We start from the raw sequence: 20,316 nt of genomic DNA, 5'->3' as shown, positions 1-20,316 counted from the left end.
GTTTCGTTTCAGGAGAAGCGATGGGGACTGAATGTCCCGAACTCTATGCCTTCACGGGCCAGCGGCTCCGGCACCGGTTCGCCGGTCAGAAGCGCGGACGCGAGGCTGCCGAGGGCGGGCGAGGTGAGGATGCCGTAGCCGCCCTGGCCGGCAAGCCAGAAGAATCCCGGCTCGTCCTTCGCGGCACCGATGACGGGCAGGCGATCCGGTGCAAAGCTGCGCATTCCAGCCCAGCTCTTGAAGACGCGGCGCACGCTGAGCGTCGTCGCCTCCTCGATGTAGTGGGCGGCATAGGCGATATCGAGTTCCTCCGGCTGCACGTCGGCCGGCTCGCAAGGTGTCTCGTCGGCGGGAGAGGCGAGCAGGCGGCCGCCCTCCGGCTTGAAATAGAACGTATCCTCGATCTCGTTCATCTCCGGCAGGCGGCCGGCGTCGATGCCTTCCGGCAGGTCGACGGTAATGGCCGTGCGCCTGTGCGGCACGATGTTCATCGGTTTGACGCCGGAAAGCTCCGCGACCGTATCCGCCCAGCCGCCGGCGGCATTCACCAGAACGCTGGCGGCAATCGTCTCCTCGTTTGTCTCGATCAACCATTTTTCCGCAACGCGCCGGGCGCCGGTGAGCTGGCGATTTTCGAGAATGCGCGCGCCGTGGTGCCGGGCGTGGCGGGCATAGGCTTGCAGCAGGGCATCCACCTCGATGTCCCAGTAGTCGGGGTCGAAATAGGCCGCAGCGGCATAGGTCGGGCTCAGCATGGGCGCGCGGGCAAGCATGGCGGCTTCGTCGAGCCACTCCACGGCGATGCCGAGGGCCTTTGCCTCTTCGAAGCGGCGCTGCACCAAAGCTGTCTTTTCCTGCGCGCCGAAAATGATGCTGCCACGCTGGATGAGAAGCGGCACGGCCGCGAAATCCGCAGGCGGCGACGTCATGAAGGCATGGCTGGCGCGGGCGAGCGCATTTACCAGCGGCGGGTTGTCGCGAAGGGTGAACTCTGCCGCTGAGCGGCCCGTGCTGTGGTAGCCGAGCGCATTTTCCCTCTCGAGCACGACGACGGAACGGTGGGGGCTGAGGAAATAGGCGAGCGAAAGGCCGGCAATGCCGCCGCCGATGATCGCGATGTCGAAACTCTGCATTGGTGCCTCCGTCGGTCGTTTGACCCAGACCTAGGCAAACGGCCGACATTCTTCAAATTTATAGGGATGAAGGTGGATATCAGCCGGATTGATGTTGTTCGCCCCAGCGCCAGGGTGGCACATCGACGATATGGGCGAGGAACGCGCGTTCTGCCGGGTTGAGCGCCGAGCCGGGGTTGGTGATGCGGAAGGTTTCCGTCATCGGCAGCACGTCATAAGGCGGCAATTGCCAGAGCTCACCGGCCGCAAGGGCTGCGGCAGTCAGGTGAACCGGAATCATGCCGATCCCGGCATTGGCGACGACGAGGCGCAGCACCTCCTCCACATTGAAGGCGAGCGCGCGCACCTGCTGGCCGAACGAGCCGACGGCGCGCACCGCCGTCACCGGTCCCATATGCGGCCCGCCGAGCACGTCGGCCAGGAAACTGACATAGGGTTCGCCGCGCAGGTCCTGCGGCCGGGCATCGGGCGCACCGAACAGCCGATGGCCGCGCCCGCAATAGAGCGCGTAGCGCTCATAGCAGAATGGCGTCTTCTCCAGACCCTCGGGAATGATGCCGTCCGAAAGGCCGAGCGTCGCCACGCCGCGCTCCACCGAGCGGATGACGTCTGTCGTCGTCTCGACGCTGACATTCACGGTGACGCGCGGATGCAGGCGGAAGAAATCGGCAAGCGCCCGATCCCAGGCCGGGTTCATGGCATGGCTGACGGTATGGATGGTGATGTGGCCGGAAATATCCTCTCCGGAGGTTTCCATGGCCTCGGGCAGGCGCACGATGGAGGTGAAGATGTCGCGGCAGAGCGCATGCAGGCGTTCGCCGGATTCCGTCAGCTCGAAACGGCCGGGGCTGCGATCGATCAGCCGGTGGCCGACCGATTGCTCCAGCCGCTTCAGCGCCATGCTGACGGCCGGCTGCTGCAGCAGCAGGCGGTTTGCCGCCCGCGTGATGCTGCCTTCCTCCACCACCACCACGAAGGTGCGCAGGAGGTTCCAGTCGAGATTGTGCGCGAAGCGTTCGAGACGATTGATCGGCATGCTGTAGCTAGGACGGCGGCGCGGGGGAAGGCAAGGGCCTCTGGAGGGCAGCTGTCAAGAATGCACCCGGGCAGACAGGGCCGTAGAAAAAAAAGGGCGGCCGAAGCCGCCCCCAAACGCCTTACTTCATCGTGTAGATGTCGATGGAGAAGTATTTATCGTTGATCTTCTGGTAGGTGCCGTCCTCGCGGATGGCTTTCAGGGCGGCGTTCAGCTTCTCGCGCAGGTCGTTGTCTTCCTGGCGCACCGCGATGCCGACGCCTTCGCCGACGAACTTCGGATCGGTGATCGGTTCGCCGATCAGTTCGCAGCAGGCCTTGCCGTCGTCGTTCTTGGTGACCCAGTCGAGCAGCGGGATCATGTCGCCGACCTGCAGGTCGAGACGGCCGTTTGCCATGTCGAGGTTCACTTCGTCCTGCGTCGGGTAGAGCTTGATATCGGCATCGGGATAGACGGCGGCTGCGTAATCGGCCTGGGTGGTGCCGGACTGGGCGCCGATCGTCTTGCCCTTCATGCCTTCATTGGTGAAGTCGGTGATGCCCGCACCCTTCGCGGCGGCATGCGTCATGGCGGCGAGATAGTAGGGGTCCGTGAAGTTGACCTGCTTCTTGCGCTCCTCGGTGATGAACATCGAGGCGATGATCATGTCGTATTTCTTGGCGACGAGGCCGGGAATGATGCCGTCCCAATCCTGTGCGACGACCTCGCATTCGACCTTCATCTTCTCGCAAAGCGCAAGGCCGATCTCGACGTCGAAGCCGCCGAGCTTGCCGGCCGAGTCCTGGAAATTGAAGGGCGGGTAGGCGCCCTCGGTGCCGACTTTCAGCGTCTCGGCGGAAGCCTGCGCGCAAAGGAGGGTGGAGCCTGCGAGAGCCAGTGCAAGCAGCGTTTTCTTCATGGTCGTTCCCCTGTTGTGATTGTGACCGATCGGGGAACGGTAGCGCGCGCGCACGCATAAACGAAATAGATAGCCATGATGTTCGCTATCAATCCCGTTTATGCGCTTGCCGGCCTACCAGCGCTGATGGACGTGTGGCGCGACGAGGCGGTAATAGACTTCGCGTGTCGCCTCCATCACATCTTCGGCAATGGCTGGCAGGCTTGCGGCGGCGGCATTGGCCTTTGCCTGTTCGCCATTGCGCGCGCCGGGGATGACGACGCTGACGGCCTCCGTCATCAGGATCCAGCGCAGCGCGAACGCCGCCATGGTTGCCCCCGCCGGCGCCAGCGCGCGGATTTCCTCGACGGCCTGGAGGCCGGTTTCGAAGGGCACGCCCGCAAAGGTTTCTCCCACATCGAAGGCGTCGCCGTTGCGGTTGAAATTGCGGTGATCGTCGGCGGCAAAGGCGGTGTCGCGCGTGATCTTGCCGGACAGCAGGCCGCTTGCCAGCGGCACGCGGGCGATGACCGCGACATGGCGGCGGGCGGCTTCCTTGAAGAAGAGCTGCGCCGGGCGCTGGCGGAACATGTTGTAGATGATCTGCACGCTGACGACGCCCGGATATTCGATCGCCTTCAGCGCTTCCTCGACCTTTTCGACGCTCACGCCGTAATTGGCGATCTTGCCGGCCGCCTTGATCTCCTCCAGCGCCTGGAAGACCTCGGGGCGATAGTAGACGTCCGTCGGCGGGCAGTGGAGCTGTACAAGGTCGAGGCGCTCGATGCCGAGATTCTTCAGGCTCCGGTCGATGAAACCTTCGAGATTTTCCTTGTTGTAGCCGTCCGCGACATGGGGCGACAGACGCCGGCCGGCCTTGGTCGCCACCATCGGGCGCTGGCCGCCGCGTTCCTTCAGCACATCGGCGATGATCTTTTCCGAGCGGCCGTCACCATAGACGTCGGCAGTGTCGATGAAGGTCATGCCGGCATCGAGTGCGGCGTGAAGGGCGGCGCGGCCGTCCGCTTCGCTGACATCGCCCCAGGCGCCGCCAATCTGCCAGGCGCCGAAGCCGATATCCGTAGTGGTGAAACCGGTACGGCCGAATTTGCGATGTCTCATGAAAAATCCTCCCGACAAAAATGCTTGTGCCGGGAGGTAGCACTCCGCCGGGGAGCGGACAAGGAACGGCGATCAGGCCAGCATGATTTCGACGAGATAGAACGCGGCGCGTTCTCCCACCGGCAGCACGTCCACCGTATCGGAGCCGGCCAGCACGAGGGCGTCGAGCGGCTGGAGGCCGATAAGGCCGTCGGGCGTCGAAACGCCGAGCGGATCGAGCGCCAGCAGCAGGCGTTCGCCGGAAGATGCAGGCAAAGGCCGCGCATCCGTCACCTCATGGCGAACGAGCCGATGCCCGAAAGATCCGCGCCGCGTCATCACGTTGAGATCGGTGATCGGCCCGCCCGTCAGCCGCGCCGTGGTGGCGGCATCGGCCGGGAAGGCGAGGGGCGTCGAGCGCGGTGTCAGCAACCTGTCGCCAAGCCCCTCGATGGTCAGTTCCATGCCGTCGCCGGTAAGGACAGCCAGCGTGCGGTCGATCCCGGGAAAGACGGAGAACGGTCCGTCGCTCGCCACCGTTGCCATGCTGACGCGCCAGCCGAAATCCGCAAGGCCTGCGCCTTGCGGATGGATAATCACCTCGACCGTCTCGCCGCCGCCGTTCTTCCACGGCATGCGGCGATGGTCGCTGTTGCGGAGCAGCTGCATCTCAGTTCCCGAGAATGCCGGGCAGGCGCAGGCCCTTTTCGCGGGCGCATTCGATGGCGATGTCGTAGCCGGCATCGGCATGGCGCATGACGCCCGTCGCCGGGTCGTTCCAGAGCACGCGGCCGACGCGTTCGGCAGCCTCGTCCGAGCCGTCGCAGCAGATGACGACGCCCGAATGCTGCGAGAAGCCCATGCCGACGCCGCCGCCATGGTGCAGCGAGACCCAGGTGGCGCCCGAGGCGGTGTTGAGCAGGGCATTGAGCAGCGGCCAGTCGGACACGGCGTCCGAGCCGTCCTTCATGGATTCCGTCTCGCGGTTCGGCGAGGCGACGGAACCCGAATCGAGATGGTCGCGGCCGATGACGATCGGGGCCTTCAGCTCGCCGTTCTTCACCATTTCGTTGAAGGCGAGACCGAGGCGATGACGATCGCCGAGGCCGACCCAGCAGATACGCGCCGGCAGGCCCTGGAAGGAAATGCGCTCGCGCGCCATATCCAACCAATTGTGCAGGTGCTTGTTGTCGGGCAGCAGCTCCTTCACCTTGGCGTCGGTCTTGTAGATGTCCTCCGGATCGCCCGACAGAGCGGCCCAGCGGAACGGACCGATGCCCTTGCAGAACAGCGGACGGATATAGGCCGGCACGAAACCGGGGAAGGCGAAGGCGTTTTCGAGACCTTCGTCCTTGGCGACCTGACGGATGTTGTTGCCGTAGTCGAAGGTCGGAATGCCCATGTCCTGGAAGGCGATCATGGCCTCGACATGCTCGCGCATTGAGGCGCGGGCGGCCTTTTCCACGGCCTTCGGGTCGCTTTCGCGCGTTGCCTTCCACTGCGCCATCGTCCAGCCCTTCGGCAGATAGCCGTTGATCGGGTCGTGCGCAGAGGTCTGGTCGGTAACCATGTCGGGACGGATGCCGCGCCGGACCATTTCCGGCAGGATTTCCGCGGCGTTGCCGAGCAGGCCCACGGACTTGGCTTCACCGGCCTTCGTCCAGCGATCGATCATCGCCATCGCTTCGTCGAGGGTTTCAGCCTTTTCGTCGATGTAGCGGGTGCGCAGGCGGAAATCGATGGAATCCGGGTTGCATTCGACGGCAAGGCAGGAGGCGCCGGCCATGACGGCGGCGAGCGGCTGGGCGCCGCCCATGCCCCCGAGGCCGCCGGTCAGCACCCACTTGCCCTTGAGGTTGCCGCCATAATGCTGGCGGCCGGCTTCCACGAATGTTTCGTAGGTGCCCTGCACGATGCCCTGGCTGCCGATATAGATCCACGAGCCGGCCGTCATCTGGCCGTACATGGCAAGGCCCTTCTTATCCAGCTCGTTGAAATGGTCCCACGTGGCCCAGTGCGGCACGAGGTTGGAGTTGGCGATCAGCACGCGCGGCGCATCCTTGTGGGTGCGGAAGATGCCGACCGGCTTGCCGGACTGCACGATCAGCGTCTCGTTTTCCTCCAGATCGCGCAGCGAGGCGACGATCTTGTCGAAATCGGCCCAGGTGCGGGCGGCGCGGCCGATGCCGCCGTAGACGACCAGTTCATGCGGGTTTTCCGCGACGTCCGGGTCGAGATTGTTCATCAGCATGCGCAGCGGCGCTTCGGTCATCCAGCTTTTGGCGGTGCGCTCGGTGCCGCGGGCAGCGCGGATCTCGCGAATGTTGTGGCGGGGATTGTCGGTCATGGCTGGTTCTCCCGGATCAGCGTTTCAGGGTGGAGGCGAGCGCCTCGATACGGTGCAGAATGTCTGTGAGGGGAATGCGGAGCCGTGCGGCCTTTTCCTCGTCATAGGCGAAGGGCGGCGCTTCCGTGGCGAGATGGCTTGCCTGCGCAAGTTCCATCTGGATGGCGTGCACGCCTGCCTCCGGCTTGCCGTAGTGGCGCGTCGTCCAGCCGCCCTTGAAGCGGCCGTTGAGGATGCTCGTATAGCCCTCTGCCTTGGCGCAGACCTCGAACGTCGCGGCCTCGATTGCCTTATCGCAGGTGCGACCCATGTCGGTGCCGATGTTGAAATCCGGCAGCCGTCCCTCGAACAGGAAGGGGATCAGCGAGCGGATCGAGTGGCAGTCGTAGAGGATCGCCACGCCATGGATTGCCTTGACGCGCTCGATCTCGGCGGCAAGGGCCGCATGATAGGGCGCATGGAAACTGGCGAGCCGGTGGGCGATGTCCGCTTCGGTCGGCGCTTCGCCGTCCTTCCAGATCGGCTTGCCGTCGAAATCCGTTTCGGGCACGAGGCCGGTCGTGTTCTGGCCGGGATAGAGGCTGACGCCGGCCGGATCCCGGTTGGCGTCGATGACATAGCGGTGGAAGGTGGCGCGCACCGTGGTCGCTTGCGGCAGCAGGCCGGCATAGAGGCGCTCGATGTGCCAGTCCGTATCCGCAAGGATGCGGCCGTTGTCGTTCAGGCGATCGCGGATATCGGCCGGAAGGTCCGTGCCGGTATGCGGGAAGGCGAGAATGACGGGCGAGGTGCCCTGGCGGGTCTCGAAGACGGCCACGTTACGCCTCCAGCACGGGCAGGATGCCCTTGGAAATCGACGCAGCCAGTGCGCCGGAGGAAACGAATGTGGCGGCGCTCACAAGGTCCGGGGCCATGTAGCGATCCTCGTCCAGGGTCGCCACGACGGTACGCAGCGCCGCAACGACCTTCTGCAGTTCCGGACTGGTGGTGAGCGGCGCGCGGAAATCGATGCCCTGCGCGGCGGTCACCGCCTCGATGCCGATGATGGCGGAGAGGTTTTCCGTCATGCGCAGGAGGCGGCGCGCGCCGTGGCAGGCCATGGAAACGTGGTCTTCCTGGTTGGCGGAGGTCGGCGTCGAATCGACCGAGGCCGGATGCGCCATCTGCTTGTTCTCGCTCATCAGGGCGGCGGAGGTGACTTCCGCGATCATCAGGCCGGAATTGAGCCCGGGCTTCCTTGCGAGGAAAGCCGGGAGGCCGAAGGAGAGCGCGGGATCGACCAGAAGCGCGATGCGCCGCTGGGCGATGGCGCCGATCTCGCAGGTCGCGATGGCGATCTGGTCGGCGGCGAAGGCGACGGGCTCGGCATGGAAATTGCCGCCGGAAACGACGCTGTTGTCCGAAAGGACGAGCGGGTTGTCGGTGACGGCATTGGCTTCAATCTCGAGCGTGCGGGCGGCCGAGCGCAGGAGGTCGAGGCATGCGCCGTCGACCTGCGGCTGGCAGCGGATGCAATAGGGGTCCTGCACGCGCTCGTCACCGGTGATGTGGCTTTCCCGTATGACCGAGCCGGCAAGCAGAGCACGGAGAGCTGCTGCGGCGTCGATCTGGCCCTTGTGGCCGCGCAGCGTGTGGATATCCGGGTGGAACGGCGCGGAAGAGCCCATGGCGGCATCGGTGGAGAGCGCGCCGGTGACAAGGGCTGCCTGCGCCGCGCGATGCGCGCGGAAAAGGCCGGCGAGCGCCAGCGCGGTGGAAACCTGCGTGCCGTTGATGAGCGCAAGGCCTTCCTTGGCGGCCAGCACGACCGGCTTCAGGCCGGCCTTTTCCAGCGCCTTGCCGCCCGGAAGGCGCTCGCCGGCGTAAACGGCCTCGCCTTCGCCGATCATCACGGCCGTCATGTGGGCGAGGGGCGCAAGATCGCCCGAAGCACCGACGGAACCCTGTTCCGGGATGACGGGGATGACGCCCTTCGCCTGCATGGCTTCGAGAAGGCGGACGATCTCGATGCGCACTCCGGACGCGCCGCGGCCGAGCGAGACCAGCTTCAGCGCCATGATGAGGCGCACGATGTTCTCCGAAAGCGGTTTGCCGACACCGCAGCAATGCGACAGGATCAGGTTGCGCTGGAGCGTCGCCACATCGGCAGGGGCGATCTTGATGGAGGCAAGTTTGCCGAAGCCGGTATTGATGCCGTAGACCGGTTCGTCGCCGCTGGCGATTTCGGCGATGCGCGCGGCGGCCCTCTCGATGCCGGCATCGAAGGATGCATCCAGCCTGGTGGCCTCGCCGGTCCAGTAGATGGTTTCAAGGGTCTTGAGGGGCACGGAGCCCGGACGAAGTGTGATGGTCATGGTTCATTCCCCGGTGCAGCGCAGGGCTGCGGCTTGATCGAATTACTGTCCGCTGCGGATACGGGCATGCATGGGGTTGAAGCCCATGCGGTAGACCAGTTCCGCCGGCCGGCCGATGTCCCAGAGGACTAAATCGGCCCATTTTCCCGTTTCGAGCGTTCCCACCTCGTCGACGAGGCCGAGCGCGCGGGCCGCTTCGCGGGTCGTGCCGGCGATGCATTCCTCGACGGTCATGCCGAAGAGCGTTGCGGCCATGTTCATGGTGAGGAGGAGCGAGGTGAGCGGTGAGGTACCGGGATTGGAATCGGTGGCGATCGCCATCCGGACGCCGTGCTTGCGGAAAAGCTCGACCGGTGGCTTCTTCGTCTCGCGGATGAAATAGAAGGCCCCAGGCAGGATGACCGCGACGGTGCCGGCCTTCGCCATGGCGGCCGCGCCCGCATCGTCGGTATATTCGAGGTGGTCGGCCGATAGCGCGCCGTAGCGGGCGGCAAGTTCCGCCCCGTGCAGATTGGAGAGCTGGTCGGCATGCAGCTTGACCGGCAGGCCGTGCGCCTTCGCGGCATCAAAGACCTTCGCCATTTCCTCCGGCGAGAAGGCGATGCCCTCGCAGAACCCGTCGACGGCATCGGCAAGTCCTTCGGCCGCGATGGCCGGCAGCATTTCCTCCACCACCTTCTCGATATAGGCCGCCTTGTCGCCGTTCATTTCCGGGGGCAGCGCATGGGCCCCGAGGAAGGTGGTGCGCACGGTGACGTCGCGTTCCTCGGCAATGCGCCGGGCGGCGCGCAGCGATTTCAGCTCGTTTTCGGTGTCCAGCCCGTAGCCGGATTTCAGCTCGACCGTCGTCACGCCCTCGGCGATCAGTGCGTCGAGGCGGGGCAGGGTCTGGCGCACGAGATCGTCCTCGCTTGCCGCCCGCAGCGCCTTGACCGAGGAAACGATGCCGCCGCCCGCCCGCGCGATCTCCTCATAGGAAGCGCCGGCAAGGCGAAGCTCGAATTCATGGGCGCGGTCGCCGGCATGCACGAGATGGGTATGGCAGTCGATGAGGCCCGGCGTCATCCATCGGCCCTGGCAATCGACGGCTTCCACGGCGGAGAATTCCGACGGTAGCGCGTCCTGCGGGCCGACAAAGGCGATGCGGCCGTCACGCACGGCAATCGCGCCGTTTTCGACGATGCCCAGGCCGGGCAGGCTTTCGTCGAGCGTTGCCAGTCGCGCATTGCGCCAGACGCGGACCGTGTCCTTTTCCGTTCCCATCACCATGATTGCCTCTTCCCTGTGATCGGATTAATGTATATACATAATAACAGCGGCGCAAGAGCCAATTTATGGCGGGCGCCGAGGATGCGAGCGGGAGGAAGGACAGGCCATGACCGTCATTCATGCAAGGCAGGCGCTGCTGGCGAGCGGCTGGGCGAAGAATGTTCGCATCGGCATCGAGGGGGGGCGCATTGCGGCGCTTGAGACGGATGCCGCCGCCGCATCGGGCGACGAGCGTCACGACACCATTCTTTCCGGCATGCCGAACCTGCACAGCCATGCCTTCCAGCGCGGCATGGCGGGACTTGCGGAAACGCGCGGTCCGGGCAGCGATTCCTTCTGGAGCTGGCGCAATGTCATGTATCGCTTCGCGCTTTCCATGACGCCGGACGATGTGGAGGCCGTCGCCGCCCAGCTCTATGTGGAAATGCTGGAGGCCGGCTTCACCCGCGTCGGCGAATTCCACTACCTGCATCACGACAAGGATGGCGGACACTACGACGATATCGGCGAAATGGCCGCGCGGATCGCCGCTGCGGCAGCCGAAACGGGCGTAGCCCTGACGCTGCTGCCCGTCTTCTATGCTCATGCGGGCTTCGGCGGCACCGCGCCGGGCGAGGGGCAGCGCCGTTTCATCAACGACCTTGATTCCTTTGCCGCCCTGCTGGAGCGCTGCCGCGCGCTTGCGGACGGATTGCCGGAAGGCGTCACCGGTGTCGCGCCGCACAGCCTGCGCGCCGTCACGCCCGAAGAACTGAGCGCCGTCGTCGCAATGGCGGCAGACAAGCCGATCCATATCCACATCGCCGAGCAGGTGAAGGAAGTGGAGGACAGCATCGCCTGGTCCGGCCGCCGTCCGGTGGAATGGCTGCTGGAGAATCAGACGGTCGACGGTCGCTGGTGCTTCATCCATGCGACGCACATGACGGAAGGCGAGACGCGCGGCATGGCGCAAGCGGGCGCCATTGCGGGTCTTTGTCCGGTGACTGAAGCCAACCTCGGCGACGGCACATTCCCCGCGCCGGATTTCTTCTCGGCTGGCGGTCGATTCGGTGTCGGTTCCGATTCCAACGTGCTGATCGGCCTGCCGGACGAATTGCGCCAGCTCGAATACTCGCAGCGTCTGGCTCATCGCGCCCGCAATGTGCTCGCTGTCCCCGGCGGCTCGACAGGCCGGGCCCTGTTCGACGGCGCGCTTGCCGGCGGCGCCGCAGCGCTCGGCACGAAGGCGGGAATCGCAATGGGCAATGCGGCCGACCTCGTCGGCGTCAGGACGCGGCACGGCCTCGATCTTGCCGGCGACGGACTGCTCGACGGCTGGATTTTCGCGAACGGCGCCGATGTCGATTGCGTCTGGGTGAATGGCCGCAAGCAGGTCGAGGGCGGGCGGCACCGCTTGCGCGAAGCGATCGGCCGGCGCTTTGCCGCCACGATGCGGGCGCTCGCCGAGGGCTGAAGCCGATTGAAAGGCCCACCGGCCTTTTCTATGACATTCAATGACCGGGCGAATCTGTGCCCGCTAGCGGAGGCGAGCATTTCCAACGAAGAGGACAGAAGCGTGGTCGAGACCCGGGAGCCTTCGCTGCACCGCCGCATCCTGGAGGATGTGGAGGGCAGGATTCTGTCCGGCGAATGGCCGCCCGGCCACCGCATTCCCTTCGAGCACGAACTGACCGAGCAGTATCAATGTTCGCGCATGACGGTGAACAAGGCGATTACCGAACTGGTCAAGCGCGGCCTCATTGAGCGCCGGCGCAAATCCGGCAGCTACGTCACCCACCCGCATGCGCAATCGGCCGTCCTCGAAATCCACGATATCCGCCTGGAGGTCGAATCGCTTGGGCTGCCCTATCGCTATGAACGGCGTGCGCGCCTCGACCGGGCCGCAAGGAGCGCCGACCGGCGGCTGATGAAATTGCACGAATCGGCCCGGCTGACGGACATTAGCGCCGTGCATTTCGCAGGCGCACACCCTTTTTGCCTGGAAGACCGCCTCATCAACCTTGCTGCGGTGCCGGAAGCGGCGGAAGAAACCTTCATTGACGTCGCCCCCGGGGCCTGGCTGATCAGCCGCGTACCGTGGAGCGCCGCCGAACACCGCATCCGCGCCGTCGGCGCCGATGCCCGCGCCGCCGAACTGCTGGCGATCGCGCCCGGCACGCCCTGCCTCGTCGTCGAACGGCGCACCTGGAGCGGTGATCTCTATATTACCCATGTGCGGCTGACCTATCCCGGCGAAAAACACGAACTCGTTGCGGAGTTCGCTCCAACCCACGCCAGGCAGGCAGTGTGAGCCAAACGGCTTCAGGAAGGGGTGGACGGAGAACGTCCGCTCTGTCACAAGGATTTCAGAACGCGACTGCCGATAGTTTTAGATCGGGGTCGGGCGACCGATTGACGTCACGTCGCTGCCGCGAGATCACGCTGGCCGTTCTCAGTTTCGCCAAATCCCTTCGATCGTGATCATGCCGGCTCGGATTTCCGGCATCGCCTGCAGGACGACCAGCCATGACCAAGAAGCCCAAACTGGAACATTCCGAACTTTCGGGTGAGTACACCGAGGACGATATCACCGTCCTCGTCGATATCTATCGCCCGGCAGGCACGCAGAACGACTGGACAATGGAGGTCGTCACCCAGAACGAGGACCTTTTCGAATGGGACGAGCCCTTCGCGACGGATCGCGAGGCGTTCGACGAGTTCCTCGCGACGATCGCAAGGGACGGAATAGGCTCGTTCCTGGAAGAAGAAGACACGCCGACGACGCACTGAGGCGCGGAGCCGGCTGAGGGGGCCCGTAGGGGCCTCCTGGGCGGCCCCGTCGATTGACGAGCCTCACGTCAGGCATTTCACTGAATAATGCACGTCCCCGGCCAATCGCTGCATTGACGCCCGGCGCAGCCCGCCAGCGACAGGCCGGCAATCATGATGCAGGTAATGACGGCGATCTTTCGCATGGTCGGTGCCTTCCTCAATGTGCTGTCCCTTTCCATCCGGGGAAGAGGGAAGAGTCAATGGGGAAGCCTCGGACTCCCATGTTTTGAGCCAAAAGGTGAGGCGGCCGTTCCGGGAAAGTGAATTCGTGCTTGCAGGTGAAGGAAACCAGCCGGCCGAACACATGCGCTAGCGCCCTGTCGATCAGGGCCTGCATGCAGAATTGTTGGCGGAGAAAATGGTGGGCGATGACGGACTCGAACCGCCGACATCCTCGGTGTAAACGAGGCGCTCTACCAACTGAGCTAATCGCCCGCCGCGTTGGTGGCCGTGATCTATGCGGAACCGGATCAATCCGCAAGAGGCAATCGCAAAGTTTTTTGCATTTTTTGAATAGTCCCATGGAGATGCACGAGGGTGTGGAAACATTTCGCAGCGCGTCATTCTTTTGTCTTGAAACCTGCTTGACACCCAAACCTGAACCCCGTAGTTAGCCGCTCATCGAACGGCTCAGGCCGCTCGGGACGGATGCTTCGCCATCCGGTAGCTTTCGAGGATGCGGGTGTAGCTCAGTCGGTTAGAGTGCCGGCCTGTCACGCCGGAGGTCGCGGGTTCGAGCCCCGTCACTCGCGCCACTCGAAAGGCCGGACGAACATGCGGGACCGCAAGGTCAAGAAGATGCGCGGGTGTAGCTCAGTCGGTTAGAGTGCCGGCCTGTCACGCCGGAGGTCGCGGGTTCGAGCCCCGTCACTCGCGCCATTTCTTCTCTTTCTCAGATCGTTACGCGATTTTCTTCACGCAGGGCCTTAAGGGCGCTTCGGCGGAGATTCGCTGTTACGCCTCATTCTTCCCTATGCATTTGCTGTCTCGCCCTGCTTTTGTGATTCTGCACATGGGCGGGTCGATGCGCGCGCGTGCCTATTCCTGTCGCGGGAAGAGGTGGGCGATTTCGGTGCTCGTTCCCGGCGTCATTTGAAAGGCTCGTCGGGAAGGCGAGGGCTTTTTCTTTGCACCTGCGGCGAAAGGCCCCGGATGTCGGCGATCATGGAATCGTAACGATTTAAATGGCTTCGCCACGGGCTTCTCGGGGTAATCCCGAAAAGAGTACAATGATTGCGGCGAAAGCCGGACTAAGCCTTGCGCGGGGGCGCTCACTGCGCTAACGACGTGGCGTTGCAACATACTTTTTCGGCTTGCAGGTCTTTGACCAACAGGCGTCTCTCCGGCGCCATGAGCAGGCAGGATGGACGCTAATGACTGAACTTCTTGGTTCCTATATCCCGATCGCCATCTTCATCGGTATCGCGCTTGTGATCGGCATTGCCTTGCTGGTCGCGCCGTTTGCCGTCGCATACAAGGCTCCCGATTCGGAAAAGCTTTCCGCTTACGAGTGCGGCTTCAATGCGTTCGATGATGCGCGTATGAAATTCGATATCCGCTTCTATCTGGTGTCGATCCTCTTCATCATCTTCGACCTCGAAGTTGCCTTCCTGTTCCCCTGGGCCATTTCCTTTGGCGACATGGGCTGGTTCGGCTTCTGGTCGATGATGGTCTTCCTCGGTGTGCTGACCATCGGCTTTATCTATGAATGGAAGAAGGGGGCGCTCGAATGGGAGTAGCTCATACCAACAACACGCTCGTTGCGCCGCAGGCCAAGGGGATCATCGATCCCAATACCGGCAAGCCCGTCGGCAGCAATGACGCCTTCTTCGGCGAGATCAACAACGAACTCGCCGACAAGGGCTTCCTCGTCACCTCGACCGACGAGCTCATCACCTGGGCCCGTACCGGCTCGCTGATGTGGATGACCTTCGGCCTTGCCTGCTGCGCAGTCGAGATGATGCAGCTGTCCATGCCGCGTTACGACGTCGAGCGTTTCGGCTTTGCGCCGCGCGCCTCGCCGCGCCAGTCCGACGTCATGATCGTCGCCGGCACGCTGACCAACAAGATGGCGCCCGCGCTCCGCAAGGTCTACGACCAGATGCCGGAGCCGCGCTATGTCATCTCGATGGGCTCCTGCGCCAATGGCGGTGGCTACTATCACTATTCGTATTCGGTGGTGCGCGGCTGTGACCGCGTGGTGCCGGTCGACATCTATGTACCAGGCTGTCCTCCCACGGCGGAAGCACTCCTCTACGGCGTGCTCCTGCTGCAAAAGAAGATCCGCCGGACCGGTACGATCGAACGCTAAGGGCAGGGGACTTATAAGATGAGCGAAGCCCTCCAGGAGCTTTCCTCCTATATCGGCGAAGCGGCCGGCAGGCTCGTTATGTCTGCCGACATCGCCTATGGTGAACTCACCCTGAAGACGGATGGCGCACGCGTCGTCGAGCTTCTGACCTTCCTGCGCGACGATGTGCAGTGCGGCTTCATCAACCTCGTCGATATTTGCGGCGTGGACTGGCCGGCACGCGCCGATCGTTTCGATGTGGTCTATCACCTGCTGTCGCCACGCCAGAACGTGCGCATCCGCATCAAGGTCGCGACCGGCGAGGACGTTCCGGTTCCCTCGGCCTGCTCGGTCTATCCGGGCGCCGACTGGTTCGAGCGGGAAGCCTACGACATGTACGGTATTCTCTTCACGGGCCATCCGGACCTGCGCCGCATCCTCACCGACTACGGTTTCGAGGGCTATCCGCTGCGCAAGGACTTTCCGACGACCGGCTTCGTGGAAGTGCGGTATGACGACCAGGTCAAGCGGGTCGTGTATGAGCCTGTCGAACTGAAGCAGGAATTCCGCAACTTCGATTTTCTGTCCCCGTGGGAAGGCACCGACTATGTGCTGCCGGGCGACGAGAAGGCGAAGCAGAACTGATTTTGGGTCAGGCGGACCGATAGGGCGCCGACCTCTGGAGCAAGCGGTATGAACGAGCACAACGTTCGCAATTTCAACATCAACTTCGGGCCGCAGCACCCGGCGGCACACGGGGTGTTGCGCCTCGTCCTCGAACTCGACGGCGAAATCGTCGAGCGCGTCGATCCGCATATCGGCCTGCTGCACCGCGGCACCGAGAAGCTGATCGAGACGAAGACCTATCTTCAGGCCGTTCCCTATTTCGACCGCCTCGACTACGTGGCGCCGATGAACCAGGAACACGCCTTTGCGATGGCCGTCGAGAAGCTGACCGGCACCGAAGTGCCGATCCGTGGCCAGCTTATCCGCGTTCTCTATTCGGAAATCGGCCGTATCCTCTCGCATCTCCTCAACGTGACGACCCAGGCCATGGACGTCGGCGCGCTGACGCCGCCGCTCTGGGGCTTCGAGGAGCGCGAAAAGCTGATGGTGTTCTATGAGCGCGCCTGCGGCGCGCGCATGCACTCGGCCTATATCCGTCCGGGCGGCGTGCATCAGGACCTGCCGCACGAGCTGGTGGAAGACATCGGCAAGTGGATCGATCCGTTCCTGAAGACCGTCGACGATATCGACGAACTGCTCACCGGCAACCGCATCTTCAAGCAGCGCAACGTCGATATCGGCGTGGTGAGCCTGGAAGATTGCTGGGCCTGGGGCTTTTCGGGCGTCATGGTGCGCGGTTCGGGCGCTGCCTGGGACCTGCGCCGCTCGCAGCCCTATGAGTGCTATTCCGACCTCGACTTCGACATTCCGATCGGCAAGAACGGCGACTGCTACGACCGTTACATCATCCGCATGATCGAGATGCGCGAATCGGCCAAGATCATGCGCCAGTGCGTCGATCGCCTGCTCGGCGATGCGAAGGTCGGCCCGGTCTCCTCGGTCGACGGCAAGATGGTTCCGCCGAAGCGTGGCCAGATGAAGCGCTCGATGGAAGCGCTCATCCACCACTTCAAGCTCTATACGGAAGGCTACCACGTACCTGCCGGCGAAGTGTACGCGGCCGTCGAGGCGCCGAAGGGCGAATTCGGCGTCTATGTCGTCGCCGACGGCACCAACAAGCCGTACCGCTGCAAGATCCGCGCTCCGGGTTATGCGCACCTGCAGGCGATGGATTTCATCTGTCGCGGGCATCAGCTCGCCGACGTATCGGCGATCCTCGGTTCGCTCGACATCGTGTTCGGCGAGGTTGACCGCTGATGCAGACCGCAGCCCTTGCCATGACCGCCGCCATGCCGACCGCCGCCGCTTTTGCGCGCGCCGTTCGTGGCGACGCGGGCATGGGCTGCGCTATCGTTTTCCTTCAGAATGACACGTTGGCGCATGCCTGCGAGTTCGTCTTTGAGACGACGCAGCGCCGGCAGATTAACTGAGACAAGGCGTTACAGAATGTCCGTTCGTCGACTAGCCGAAGATAATGTCCAGCCCGCCAGCTTCGCCTTCACCAAGGAGAATGCGACCTGGGCCAAGGCAACGATCAACAAGTATCCGAAGGGCCGCCAGCAATCGGCGGTGATCCCGCTTCTCATGCGGGCGCAGGAACAGGATGGCTGGGTTACCAAGGCGGCGATCGAATCCGTCGCCGACATGCTCGACATGGCCTATATCCGCGTCCTCGAGGTTGCGACCTTCTACACGCAATTCCAGCTGCTGCCGGTCGGTACGCGCGCCCATGTCCAGGTTTGCGGCACGACGCCCTGCATGCTGCGCGGCGCGGAAGACCTGATCAACGTCTGCAAGAAGCGCATCCATGCAGAGCCGCTGCATCTCAACGAGAGCGGCACGCTGTCCTGGGAAGAGGTCGAGTGTCAGGGTGCTTGCGTCAACGCACCGATGATCATGATCTTCAAGGACAGCTATGAAGACCTGACGCCGACGCAGCTCGAGCACATCATCGACCGTTTCGACGCCGGCAAGGGTGCAGAGATTGCAACCGGCCCGCAGGTCGACCGCATCTTTTCGGCTCCTGCCGGTGGCCTCAGCAGCCTCAACGAGCCGGAAGCGGCCGCAAAGAAGACGACGACCACCCGCGCCAGGAAGTCGGACGAGGACAGCGTCAGCGTGCCCCCGTCGAATGCCGCGCGGGTGACGACGGATGCCGAGGAAACCAATCCGAAGCTGAAGACGCCGGAAGCAGACGCTGGCAAGCCGTCGCTGGACGACAAGAACCGTCCGGCCGGCATCGCGCGTCCTGCGAGCCCGGACGACCTGAAGCTGATCTCCGGCGTCGGGCCGAAGATCGAGGGTACGCTCCAGGAACTCGGCATCTTCACCTTCGCCCAGGTCGCGGCCTGGAAGAAGGCGGAGCGTGAATGGGTCGATGGCTATCTGAATTTCAAGGGCCGTATCGAGCGGGACGACTGGGTCAAGCAGGCCAAGGCGCTCGCCAAGGGCGGCGAAGCGGAATACATCCGCGTCTTCGGCAAGAAGCCGCGGTAAAGGGGTGAATCATGCTTAAAGATCAAGATCGCATCTTCACCAATATCTACGGCACCAAGGACAAGTCGCTGAAGGGCGCCATGGCCCGCGGTCATTGGGACGGCACCAAGCAGCTGCTCGAAAAGGGCCGCGACTGGATCGTCAACGAGGTCAAGGCTTCGGGCCTGCGCGGCCGCGGCGGCGCCGGCTTCCCGACAGGTCTCAAGTGGTCCTTCATGCCGAAGGAATCCGACGGCCGGCCGCACTACCTCGTCGTCAATGCGGACGAGTCCGAGCCCGGTACCTGCAAGGACCGCGATATCCTGCGCCACGATCCGCACACGCTGATCGAGGGCTGCGTCATCGCGTCCTTCGCCATGGGCGCGCATGCCGCCTACATCTATGTGCGCGGTGAGTTCATCCGTGAACGCGAAGCGCTGCAGGCCGCCATCGACGAGTGCTACGATGCGGGCCTTCTCGGCAAGAACAACAAGCTCGGCTACGATATCGACGTCTACGTCCACCATGGTGCGGGCGCCTATATCTGCGGCGAGGAAACCGCGCTGCTCGAAAGCCTCGAAGGCAAGAAGGGCCAGCCGCGCCTGAAGCCGCCGTTCCCGGCGAATATGGGCCTCTACGGCTGCCCGACGACCGTCAACAACGTGGAATCGATCGCGGTCACGCCGACGATCCTGCGTCGTGGCGCAAGCTGGTTCTCCAGTTTTGGTCGCCCCAACAACGTCGGCACCAAGCTGTTCATGATGTCCGGCCACGTCAACACGCCCTGCACGGTCGAGGAGGCCATGGGCATCTCCTTCCGTGAAATGGTCGAAAAGCACGGCGGCGGCATCCGAGGCGGCTGGGACAACCTGCTCGCCGTCATCCCCGGCGGCGCATCCTGCCCGGTCGTCAAGGGCGAGGACATGATGAATGTCACGCTGGACTTCGATGGCCTGCGCGACGTCAAGTCCTCCTTCGGCACGGGCGGCATGATCATCATGGATCGCTCCACCGACATCATCAAGGCGATCTGGCGCATCTCGGCCTTCTTCAAGCACGAGAGCTGCGGCCAGTGCACGCCGTGCCGCGAAGGCACCGGCTGGATGATGCGCGTCATGCAGCGCATGGTCACCGGTAACGCTCAGAAGCGCGAAATCGACATGCTGTTCGACGTCACGAAGCAGATCGAAGGTCATACGATCTGCGCGCTCGGCGATGCCGCAGCCTGGCCGATCCAGGGCCTGATCCGCAATTTCCGCCCCGAGATCGAGGCGCGTATCGACCAGTACACGGCCAATGCCATGGCGCATGGTGCGGTGCTGGAAGCAGCGGAGTAAGACAATGACGAAGCCGGTGGGCCAGGATGCGAATGCAACCGAAACCCCGCCGGCAGTAGCCGCCGGCGACGACCCGTTCGGTCTTTCGCCGTGGCTGAAGGAAATGCCGGACGTGCCGCTGCATCCGCTGATGGCCCATCCGGTGGCTGCCATGGTCGCAACGAGCGCGATCGGTTTCGGCATCGCAGGCCAGATGGCCGGGATGATGCTGGGCATGATGCAGAGCGCGGCTAAGCAGACGAGGGCGGCGCTCGATGAGGCGATAACGGCGGAGCCCGTGAAGGCGAAGCCGGTGTTGCGCGTGGTTCCCGGGACGGAAAAGCCCGTCGCGGAGCCGAAGACAAGGGTGGCGCGCGACAGAAGCGCGACGCAGGGAACGGCGGCGACAAAGCCGGTGCGCAAGGCATCGGCCGCAAAAGCCGCCAGGACCGACGACCTGAAGGTGATTTCAGGCATCGGGCCGAAGCTGGAGCAGGTGCTGAACGGCATGGGTCTCCGGCGTTATGCCGACATTGCAGCCCTGAAGGCTGCGGATGTCGCGAGGATCGAAGCCGAACTCGGCCTCGACGGGCGAATTGCCCGCGATGGCTGGGTGGAGCAGGCAAGGACGCTGGCAAAGGGCAGGGGCTGACGCTCCGCCGGGATCGGCGAAACGGAAC

Annotated in this window: 20 protein-coding genes and 3 tRNA genes; 13 read left to right on the top strand and 10 right to left on the bottom strand. The window is 63.9% G+C overall.

All coding sequences use genetic code 11. The annotated features are described in order from the left end of the window. Positions 1 to 8: 8 nt before the first annotated feature. The 9 genes from WA950_RS16480 to hutI all read right to left on the bottom strand — a co-directional run bounded on the left by WA950_RS16480 (position 9) and on the right by hutI (position 10,117). Positions 9 to 1,133, bottom strand: a complete 1,125-nt coding sequence (locus WA950_RS16480; protein ID WP_424552799.1) for an NAD(P)/FAD-dependent oxidoreductase — start codon at positions 1,131 to 1,133, stop codon at positions 9 to 11. Between the two features lie 79 nt (positions 1,134 to 1,212). Beyond that, the gene (locus WA950_RS16475; protein ID WP_424552798.1) at positions 1,213 to 2,169 is read right to left on the bottom strand and encodes a LysR family transcriptional regulator; all 957 of its coding nucleotides are present in this window, start codon (positions 2,167 to 2,169) and stop codon (positions 1,213 to 1,215) included. Between the two features lie 121 nt (positions 2,170 to 2,290). Further along, complete coding sequence (locus WA950_RS16470; protein ID WP_424552797.1) at positions 2,291 to 3,067, bottom strand: transporter substrate-binding domain-containing protein; 777 nt, start codon at positions 3,065 to 3,067, stop codon at positions 2,291 to 2,293. 114 nt (positions 3,068 to 3,181) lie between these two features. Next, complete coding sequence (locus WA950_RS16465) at positions 3,182 to 4,168, bottom strand: aldo/keto reductase (RefSeq protein WP_424552796.1); 987 nt, start codon at positions 4,166 to 4,168, stop codon at positions 3,182 to 3,184. A 72-nt stretch (positions 4,169 to 4,240) separates the two neighbouring features. After that, the gene (locus WA950_RS16460) at positions 4,241 to 4,816 is read right to left on the bottom strand and encodes a HutD family protein (protein WP_424552795.1); all 576 of its coding nucleotides are present in this window, start codon (positions 4,814 to 4,816) and stop codon (positions 4,241 to 4,243) included. Position 4,817: 1 nt separating this feature from the next. After that, positions 4,818 to 6,494 carry a urocanate hydratase gene (hutU, locus tag WA950_RS16455; RefSeq protein ID WP_424552794.1) on the bottom strand — a complete coding sequence of 559 codons (1,677 nt, stop codon included), beginning with the start codon at positions 6,492 to 6,494 and terminating at the stop codon, positions 4,818 to 4,820. A gap of 16 nt (positions 6,495 to 6,510) precedes the next feature. Continuing rightward, on the bottom strand, positions 6,511 to 7,311 hold the full coding sequence (gene hutG, locus WA950_RS16450) for an N-formylglutamate deformylase (RefSeq protein WP_424552793.1): 801 nt from the start codon (positions 7,309 to 7,311) through the stop codon (positions 6,511 to 6,513). Between the two features lies 1 nt (position 7,312). Beyond that, entirely contained in the window at positions 7,313 to 8,848 is a 1,536-nt protein-coding gene (hutH, locus tag WA950_RS16445; RefSeq protein WP_424552792.1) for a histidine ammonia-lyase, read from the bottom strand. Positions 8,849 to 8,890: 42 nt separating this feature from the next. Next, a complete protein-coding gene (gene hutI / locus WA950_RS16440; RefSeq protein ID WP_424552791.1) occupies positions 8,891 to 10,117 on the bottom strand; it encodes an imidazolonepropionase in 1,227 nt (408 codons plus the stop codon). Between the two features lie 106 nt (positions 10,118 to 10,223). On the opposite strand from hutI, the gene WA950_RS16435 reads away from it, so the two are divergent. The 3 genes from WA950_RS16435 to WA950_RS16425 all read left to right on the top strand — a co-directional run bounded on the left by WA950_RS16435 (position 10,224) and on the right by WA950_RS16425 (position 12,886). Continuing rightward, positions 10,224 to 11,570: a formimidoylglutamate deiminase gene (locus tag WA950_RS16435; protein ID WP_424552790.1), complete on the top strand. Its 1,347-nt coding sequence runs from the start codon at positions 10,224 to 10,226 to the stop codon at positions 11,568 to 11,570. Between the two features lie 102 nt (positions 11,571 to 11,672). Beyond that, entirely contained in the window at positions 11,673 to 12,407 is a 735-nt protein-coding gene (gene hutC / locus WA950_RS16430) for a histidine utilization repressor (protein ID WP_424552789.1), read from the top strand. A gap of 215 nt (positions 12,408 to 12,622) precedes the next feature. Continuing rightward, positions 12,623 to 12,886, top strand: coding sequence for a hypothetical protein (locus tag WA950_RS16425; protein WP_424552788.1), 264 nt, complete (start codon positions 12,623 to 12,625; stop codon positions 12,884 to 12,886). Positions 12,887 to 13,287: 401 nt separating this feature from the next. On the opposite strand, the gene WA950_RS16420 is transcribed toward WA950_RS16425, so the two are convergent. Beyond that, positions 13,288 to 13,363, bottom strand: a tRNA-Val gene (locus WA950_RS16420). A gap of 243 nt (positions 13,364 to 13,606) precedes the next feature. Here WA950_RS16420 and WA950_RS16415 point away from each other — a divergent pair. The 10 genes from WA950_RS16415 (at position 13,607) to WA950_RS16370 (ending at position 20,288) form a co-directional block, all read left to right on the top strand. Continuing rightward, a tRNA-Asp gene (locus WA950_RS16415) sits at positions 13,607 to 13,683 on the top strand. Positions 13,684 to 13,730: 47 nt separating this feature from the next. Next, positions 13,731 to 13,807: transfer RNA gene (locus WA950_RS16410), tRNA-Asp, on the top strand. Between the two features lie 494 nt (positions 13,808 to 14,301). Then, positions 14,302 to 14,667 (top strand): NADH-quinone oxidoreductase subunit A, encoded by a 366-nt coding sequence (locus WA950_RS16405; RefSeq protein WP_424552787.1) that lies wholly within the window; start codon positions 14,302 to 14,304, stop codon positions 14,665 to 14,667. Further along, a complete protein-coding gene (locus WA950_RS16400) occupies positions 14,658 to 15,239 on the top strand; it encodes a NuoB/complex I 20 kDa subunit family protein (protein ID WP_424552786.1) in 582 nt (193 codons plus the stop codon). Before WA950_RS16405 ends, WA950_RS16400 begins: the two co-directional genes overlap by 10 nt. A gap of 18 nt (positions 15,240 to 15,257) precedes the next feature. Beyond that, complete coding sequence (locus tag WA950_RS16395; protein ID WP_424552785.1) at positions 15,258 to 15,863, top strand: NADH-quinone oxidoreductase subunit C; 606 nt, start codon at positions 15,258 to 15,260, stop codon at positions 15,861 to 15,863. A 48-nt stretch (positions 15,864 to 15,911) separates the two neighbouring features. Next, complete coding sequence (locus tag WA950_RS16390) at positions 15,912 to 17,102, top strand: NADH-quinone oxidoreductase subunit D (protein ID WP_424552784.1); 1,191 nt, start codon at positions 15,912 to 15,914, stop codon at positions 17,100 to 17,102. Further along, positions 17,102 to 17,275 carry a hypothetical protein gene (locus tag WA950_RS16385; RefSeq protein WP_424552783.1) on the top strand — a complete coding sequence of 58 codons (174 nt, stop codon included), beginning with the start codon at positions 17,102 to 17,104 and terminating at the stop codon, positions 17,273 to 17,275. Before WA950_RS16390 ends, WA950_RS16385 begins: the two co-directional genes overlap by 1 nt. Positions 17,276 to 17,291: 16 nt before the next feature. After that, the gene (gene nuoE, locus WA950_RS16380; RefSeq protein ID WP_424552782.1) at positions 17,292 to 18,341 is read left to right on the top strand and encodes an NADH-quinone oxidoreductase subunit NuoE; all 1,050 of its coding nucleotides are present in this window, start codon (positions 17,292 to 17,294) and stop codon (positions 18,339 to 18,341) included. Positions 18,342 to 18,352: 11 nt separating this feature from the next. After that, entirely contained in the window at positions 18,353 to 19,657 is a 1,305-nt protein-coding gene (gene nuoF, locus WA950_RS16375; protein ID WP_424552781.1) for an NADH-quinone oxidoreductase subunit NuoF, read from the top strand. A gap of 4 nt (positions 19,658 to 19,661) precedes the next feature. Beyond that, positions 19,662 to 20,288, top strand: a complete 627-nt coding sequence (locus WA950_RS16370) for an NADH:ubiquinone oxidoreductase (RefSeq protein WP_424552780.1) — start codon at positions 19,662 to 19,664, stop codon at positions 20,286 to 20,288. Positions 20,289 to 20,316: the final 28 nt, after the last annotated feature.

Source organism: Shinella sp., from assembly GCF_049651085.1.
Classification (GTDB): Bacteria; Pseudomonadota; Alphaproteobacteria; order Rhizobiales; family Rhizobiaceae; genus Shinella.
Note: the sequence above shows the minus strand (reverse complement) of the source record. Positions and strands in the feature narration are given on the sequence as shown.

Excerpts from the sequence above, each read along its gene's own strand:
- WA950_RS16385 (WP_424552783.1), top strand. The coding sequence starts at position 17,102 with ATGCAGACCGCAGCCCTTGCCATGACCGCCGCCATGCCGACCGCCGCC.
- WA950_RS16370 (WP_424552780.1), top strand. The coding sequence starts at position 19,662 with ATGACGAAGCCGGTGGGCCAGGATGCGAATGCAACCGAAACCCCGCCG.
- nuoF (WP_424552781.1), top strand. The coding sequence starts at position 18,353 with ATGCTTAAAGATCAAGATCGCATCTTCACCAATATCTACGGCACCAAG.
- WA950_RS16405 (WP_424552787.1), top strand. The coding sequence starts at position 14,302 with ATGACTGAACTTCTTGGTTCCTATATCCCGATCGCCATCTTCATCGGT.
- WA950_RS16460 (WP_424552795.1), bottom strand. The coding sequence starts at position 4,816 with ATGCAGCTGCTCCGCAACAGCGACCATCGCCGCATGCCGTGGAAGAAC.
- WA950_RS16425 (WP_424552788.1), top strand. The coding sequence starts at position 12,623 with ATGACCAAGAAGCCCAAACTGGAACATTCCGAACTTTCGGGTGAGTAC.
- WA950_RS16465 (WP_424552796.1), bottom strand. The coding sequence starts at position 4,168 with ATGAGACATCGCAAATTCGGCCGTACCGGTTTCACCACTACGGATATC.
- hutU (WP_424552794.1), bottom strand. The coding sequence starts at position 6,494 with ATGACCGACAATCCCCGCCACAACATTCGCGAGATCCGCGCTGCCCGC.
- WA950_RS16435 (WP_424552790.1), top strand. The coding sequence starts at position 10,224 with ATGACCGTCATTCATGCAAGGCAGGCGCTGCTGGCGAGCGGCTGGGCG.
- nuoE (WP_424552782.1), top strand. The coding sequence starts at position 17,292 with ATGTCCGTTCGTCGACTAGCCGAAGATAATGTCCAGCCCGCCAGCTTC.
- WA950_RS16400 (WP_424552786.1), top strand. The coding sequence starts at position 14,658 with ATGGGAGTAGCTCATACCAACAACACGCTCGTTGCGCCGCAGGCCAAG.
- WA950_RS16480 (WP_424552799.1), bottom strand. The coding sequence starts at position 1,133 with ATGCAGAGTTTCGACATCGCGATCATCGGCGGCGGCATTGCCGGCCTT.
- WA950_RS16390 (WP_424552784.1), top strand. The coding sequence starts at position 15,912 with ATGAACGAGCACAACGTTCGCAATTTCAACATCAACTTCGGGCCGCAG.
- WA950_RS16475 (WP_424552798.1), bottom strand. The coding sequence starts at position 2,169 with ATGCCGATCAATCGTCTCGAACGCTTCGCGCACAATCTCGACTGGAAC.
- hutH (WP_424552792.1), bottom strand. The coding sequence starts at position 8,848 with ATGACCATCACACTTCGTCCGGGCTCCGTGCCCCTCAAGACCCTTGAA.
- WA950_RS16395 (WP_424552785.1), top strand. The coding sequence starts at position 15,258 with ATGAGCGAAGCCCTCCAGGAGCTTTCCTCCTATATCGGCGAAGCGGCC.
- WA950_RS16470 (WP_424552797.1), bottom strand. The coding sequence starts at position 3,067 with ATGAAGAAAACGCTGCTTGCACTGGCTCTCGCAGGCTCCACCCTCCTT.
- hutI (WP_424552791.1), bottom strand. The coding sequence starts at position 10,117 with ATGGTGATGGGAACGGAAAAGGACACGGTCCGCGTCTGGCGCAATGCG.